This window comes from Bacteroidota bacterium, from assembly GCA_018692315.1.
GTDB lineage: Bacteria > Bacteroidota > Bacteroidia > Bacteroidales > JABHKC01 > JABHKC01.
The window spans coordinates 1-6,075 of record JABHKC010000120.1 but is presented as its reverse complement, the minus strand read 5'-3'; the positions used below and the strand labels follow the sequence as shown (position 1 = coordinate 6,075).

Genomic DNA, 6,075 nt, shown 5'->3' with positions numbered 1-6,075 from the left:
AGAATCATTCAAAATAAAATTCGGTAAAATTTAAAATTGAATAAAAAAATTAACTAAAACTCATCAATGTTAATATATTTGAGCATGAAAATTGTAGAAACGTTTATGAAAAAAAAGTTTATGAATTAATCAGGTTAGAAATGAACCAATATTAATTGAAAAAATTTCGGAAATTATCAAAAACAATGATAAGATACTTACGAGAATAATAATGAACGGACAAAAAAACAAGGAACTACGCAGCGATATAGAAGCAGAATATCTTGCAACGATATTAATGGGAAGTGTACGACTTTGTGTGAAAAAATGGCAGCTTTCAGGATATTCCTATAGTTTAATAGATGAAGGCAAGCATCTTTTAAAATCAATAAAATTATTAATCAAAAAATAGAAATTACTATGAAAATTACAAAAGTAAGCGAAACTCCAATAAAGGAAACTCCACATAAAGTGGATGCAAGAATGATATACAATTATGATTCAGCTCAGGCAGTACACATTACATTGAAACCGAGTGAAAGCCTAAAACCACATATTACACCTGTTGATGTATTTTTTTTCGTACTCGAAGGTACACCCGAGATTTTAGTTGGCGAGGAAAAACAAACAGTTGAAGCTAATTGTCTTGTTGAAAGTCCCAAAGATATTCTGCATTGTATTTCTAATAATTCAGATAAAATAGTTAGAGTTCTTGTAGTAAAAGCTCCCAAACCAACAGCAAAAACAAAATTGCATTAAATATTCAATGTTTCAATAATACAATGGTATATTGTTTTATTGTATAGTTGTTAAATTGTATAATTGAACAACTGAATAATTTAGGAAATTATAGTTAGTGAATATTAATTAACATAGATAAAAAATGGAAGATTTATTAAATAGATTATTGAAAATACCTTGGATTACGCTTGTAATAACATTAATAATAAGTGCAGTTTTCTTTTATTTTATGAAACAAAATTCAAGAATGGAAACTGACCTTGACAAATACATGCCACAAGATCATCCGGCATTTGTTTATAGCGACAAAGCTGAAGATTGGTTTGGTATAAATGACGGAATTATCGTTGCCATTGAAAACCAAAACGGAATTTATAATTCGGAAACACTTGATACTTTGAAGCAACTTACCAAAAAGTTGCAAAAGTTAGATGAAATCGAAAAAGCCGATGTAACTTCTTTATATACAGCAGACAATATTATTGGCGATGAAGAAGGCATGGACGTTAAACGATTTTTTAAGCGTATTCCGAAATCGGAAGAAAGGCTGAATGAATTACAGCAAAACGTAAAAAACAATGAAATGGTTTACGGAAGACTCGTTTCAACTAATGAAAAAGTTACTGTTATAATTGCAGAAATTAAAGACGATGTTTTTTCTCAAGAGTTTTATAATGAAATACTTGAACTTACAGCCTCTTTTGAAACCAAAAATATAAAAGTTCATGTAGCAGGTCGTCCAATTGTGGAAGGAACAATGGCATTACTTGGTCCGGCCGATATGAAAAACATGGTTCCTATTGTATTGATTGTAATTACTTTGGTGTTATTTATTATGCTTCGCAGTATTAAAAGTACTATACTTACAATGCTTGTTGTATTTTTCAGTACATTATGGGCTTTTGGTGCAATGGCTTTGCTAAATATTCCTATTTATGCAGTTTCTACTATGATACCTGTAATGCTAATTGCAATTGGTGTTGCAGATGGAGTTCATCTTTATAGTCATTTGCAATTATTCTTGCGAAAAAATCCGGAGGCAACAAAAAAGGAAGCTTCTGCCGACATGATAAAAAATATGTGGAAACCGGTAGTAATGACATCTGTAACAACAGCAATAGGTTTCATTTCATTACTCACTTCTCAAGTTTATCCAATAAAATATTTCGGAATTTTTACAGCCTTTGGAGTGCTGATGGCTATGGTATTGTCTTTAGTAATAATTCCTGGTGGAATAATGATTTTCGGTTTGCCTAAAGTGAAAAAAATAAAAAATATGGCTTCCGAAAATCAAGGATTTGCATACAGTTTTGCCAATACAATGATTAAGAGAAAAGGTATTTCTATTATTGTAACAGCCTTAATAATAGTTGCTTCTATAATTGGACTGCAAAAAGTGTGGATTAATTCAAGTTTTCTTGAAAAATTTGAAAAAGACAGTGATATTGTATTAACTGACAAATTCATAAACGAAAACTTTGGCGGGACAACTACAATAAATTTAATTCTTGATGCCGGAGATAAAAAAGATGCATTCAAAAATCCTGAAGTTTTGAAACTTGTTGATAAAATGCAAAACAAAGTAGAGAATGATATGCAAATTGTTGGAAACTCGTTTTCATTAACCGATTATATTAATAGAATGAATAAGGTTATGAATGCCGATAAAGAAGAATTTAACGTAATTCCGGACACCAAAGAAATGGTTGCACAATATTTATTGCTATATGAAATGTCTGGCGATCCTGAAAATCTGAACAAAGTTGTCGATTATGATTATGAAAAATTAAATGTAACATTTCAGCTAAAAAGCGATAATTCAAAAGCAATAAATTCAACACTTGCAGTTATTGAAACTTTCAATGAGGACTTCAAAAAACTTGGTATTTCAACAAAATATGCAGGAAGCGGCTACAAAGGTCTCGTTTTTACAGACCTCATTCTCGAAGGACAAATTATGAGTTTAGTACTTTCTCTGATTATTATTGTGATTTTACTTTCGTTGATGTTCAAAAATATCAAAATAGGGCTAATAGGTGCGGTGCCAATAATTATTACAGCATTAATAAGTTTCGGAGTTATGGGATTTTTAAACATTCCACTCAGTACCACAACTGCCTTATTATCAAGTATTGCAATAGGCATCGGAATTGATTATGCTGTACATTTTTTGGAACAATATCGTAAAAATGCAAAAGAAACAGGCAACAAAATGCTTACTGCACAAAAAACTATGGCACATTCGGGCAGAGCAATATTATTTAACGCCGTAGTAGTAATTGCCGGTTTTATGGTTCTATTATTTTCTGTCTTTCCTCCAAACCGAGCGCTCGGAGCTTTAGTTTCATTAAATATGTTCACAAGTTTTGTGGGTACACTTACTGTTATGTTGGTGCTTTTATATGGTGGAAATTTGTATTTTAAGAAGAAATGATTCAATGATTCAATGGTTCAATTATTCAATATTGTATCTTTGGATCATTGAATAATTGTATCATTGCATAATCGCATCAATACTTTTTTAATTAATTAAAAACTATAAATTATGGAAGAAAATATTATTCTTACAAAGTCATACACTTTTGCTTTGCGTATCCTAAAATTATATAAATATTTAGTTGATGAAAAGAAAGAATATACTCTATCAAAACAAATACTTAGAAGCGGGACATCAATAGGAGCAAATTCGGAAGAGGCTGTCGGAGGTATCTCAAAGAAAGATTTCAGGGCTAAGTTTTTTATTGCATACAAAGAAGCGAGAGAAACACATTATTGGTTACGTTTGTTTAAAGACAGTGGTTATATTGAACCAAAATTAGCAAACAGTTTACTTGAAGATATCGAAGAAATAAAGAAAATACTTGGAGCTATCTTAAAAACAGTTAGTCAATAATTATTCAATTATACAATGATTCAATTATACAATTATACAATTATACAATTTTCAACTATACGATGAAACAAAAACAGCAGTAACCATTGTATCATTGTATCATTGCACCATTGCACCATTGTATCATTGCACCATTGAATAATTGCACCATTACACCATATATTAAAAATTAAAAAAAAGAAAACAATGAAAAATTTAAATATCACAACAATCGTAATTGCAATATTAATTGCAGCAAGTTTTAGTGCAAATGCACAATTAACGGGAACACAAATTATAGAAAAAGCCTACAACCGTGCAACCGGCGATGACCAAACTTCATTGCTTACAATGACTCTTACAAACAAGCAAGGAAAACAAAGAGTCAGAAAAATCAAACAATACACTAAAGATATTGGTGATGTTGAAAAAAGCATTATGTTTTTTCAATCGCCTGCCGATGTTAAAAATACATCGTTTATGAATTGGAGTTATGACAGTGATAAATCTGATGATCAGTGGATTTATCTACCAGCACTCAAAAAAACCAAACGTATTTCAAGCGATAGCAAAAGTGACTATTTTATGGGTTCTGATTTTACCTATGATGATTTAGGTGATAGAAAATTAGAAGCAGATAAACACAAACTTTTAAGAACAGAAAAACTTGATGGCAAAGAATGTTATGTTGTTGAAATTAAATCTATTGATGAAGAATATATGTATTCAAAAACTGTAGCATGGATTAATAAAGCTAACTTTATTGGCGTAAAAAAAGAGTTTTATGACGAAGATGGTGAACTGCTGAAAATTTTAAACATAAAATCTTACGAAGAAATATCAGGATTTTGGATTGTTACAAATTCAGAAATGAAAAATGTTCAGAAAAATCATACAACAAGTATGGTATTAAGTGATGTTAAAGTAAATGTAGGAGTTTCTGCATCAAAATTTACTGAAAGAATGATGATGAGAGGATTGTAAATTAATGATACAATTATACAATGATACAAAGATACAATATTGAATAATTGAACCATTGAATAATTGTACCATTGAACCATTGAAAAATTAAATAGTAGAAAATGAAAACAAAAGGATTAACACTGATAATGATTGTAATTGCAAGTCAATTTACAATAGCGCAAAACCCTGAGATTTCTGGTTTTGCAAGAAATTATACAGGAGTTTTATTTGAAAACGGTGATTTCTCAATTCTTCAAAATACGCTAAATCTGAATTTTGCCAAATCGGGTGAAAAGGTTGCTTTCAAAGCAAATCCAATGTTATATAGTTTTAATACAGATAGCTTAAATTTACGATTAAGAGAACTTTATCTTGATTTATACTTCAATAATTTCGATATACGCATAGGTAAACAACAAATAGTTTGGGGAAAAGCAGACGGTGTTTTTATCACCGATATTGTTTCACCATTAAATTTGACGGAATTTTTGTTGCCAGATTTTGATGAAATCAGAACAGGCGTAAATGCAGTAAAATTCGATTATTATAAAGGAAATAATACTTTTGAAGTAATTTGGTTGCCAAACTTTACACCCACAAAACTACCTCCTTCAAATTCAATTTGGTATATTCAGCCTGATTTTCCAGTAAATCCGACCTTCGACTGGTCTCAATCTGAAATTTCAACAAGAATAAAAAACAGCGAAGTGTTTATGAAATATTCAGCATTAACATCAAAAATTGATTTTGAACTGATGGGTGGATATACTTGGGATGACAATCCATCAATGCACGTTCAAAAAGAATTTGGTTTGGATACTACAACAATACCGCCATCACCAATAATGACAAGTTTATATATTACTCCAAAACATCATCGTCTAAATTTGGGCGGAGGTTCGTTTAGTACAGAAATTAAGGGGATTATTTTGCGTGGCGAAGGAGCTTACTACAATGGAAAATATTTTCAAACAGAAGACCCTCTTGCAAATGATGCACTGGTACAAAAAGATTATCTACATTATCTAATTGGGTTGGATTTTAATATCAAAAACATAAAATTTAGTACCCAATTTATTCAAGAGACAATATTAGATTATGATGAAAATATGCTAAACGAAAAAAACCAAAATACTTTAACATTTTTGGCACGCTATGATATATTCAGAGAAACATTGCACCTTGAATTGTTTTCCTACATCGGATTGACTAACGAAGATGCACTAATCAGACCAAAAATCACTTATGATTTTGACGATAGTTTTTCAATCCTACTCGGCTCAAATATTTTTATTGGAAACGATGAAGGTCGCTTTGGGCAGCTTAAAAATAACTCAATGGGATATATGAAACTGAAATATAGCTTTTAGTTAATCAATGGTTCAATTTTTCAATGGTTCAATGGTTCAATGGTTCAATGGTTCAATGGTTCAATGGTTCAATGGTTCAATGGTTCAATGGTTCAATGGTTCAATGGTTCAATGGTTCAATGGTTCAATGGTTCAATTTTTCAATTT

At 30.5% G+C, this 6,075-nt stretch carries 7 protein-coding genes; all 7 read left to right on the top strand.

Annotated features, from left to right (window positions below):
- Positions 1–124 precede the first annotated feature (124 nt).
- Positions 125–391: a hypothetical protein gene (locus HN894_09510; GenBank protein MBT7143564.1), complete on the top strand. Its 267-nt coding sequence runs from the start codon at positions 125–127 to the stop codon at positions 389–391.
- 8 nt (positions 392–399) lie between these two features.
- Positions 400–738: a cupin domain-containing protein gene (locus tag HN894_09505; protein ID MBT7143563.1), complete on the top strand. Its 339-nt coding sequence runs from the start codon at positions 400–402 to the stop codon at positions 736–738.
- A gap of 124 nt (positions 739–862) precedes the next feature.
- Positions 863–3,154 (top strand): RND family transporter, encoded by a 2,292-nt coding sequence (locus HN894_09500; protein ID MBT7143562.1) that lies wholly within the window; start codon positions 863–865, stop codon positions 3,152–3,154.
- 108 nt (positions 3,155–3,262) lie between these two features.
- On the top strand, positions 3,263–3,613 hold the full coding sequence (locus HN894_09495) for a four helix bundle protein (protein ID MBT7143561.1): 351 nt from the start codon (positions 3,263–3,265) through the stop codon (positions 3,611–3,613).
- A 186-nt stretch (positions 3,614–3,799) separates the two neighbouring features.
- Entirely contained in the window at positions 3,800–4,576 is a 777-nt protein-coding gene (locus HN894_09490) for an outer membrane lipoprotein-sorting protein (protein MBT7143560.1), read from the top strand.
- Positions 4,577–4,677: 101 nt separating this feature from the next.
- Positions 4,678–5,928 (top strand): hypothetical protein, encoded by a 1,251-nt coding sequence (locus HN894_09485; GenBank protein ID MBT7143559.1) that lies wholly within the window; start codon positions 4,678–4,680, stop codon positions 5,926–5,928.
- Between the two features lie 7 nt (positions 5,929–5,935).
- A partial coding sequence (locus HN894_09480; protein MBT7143558.1) for a hypothetical protein occupies positions 5,936–6,075 on the top strand: 140 nt, incomplete at its 3' end.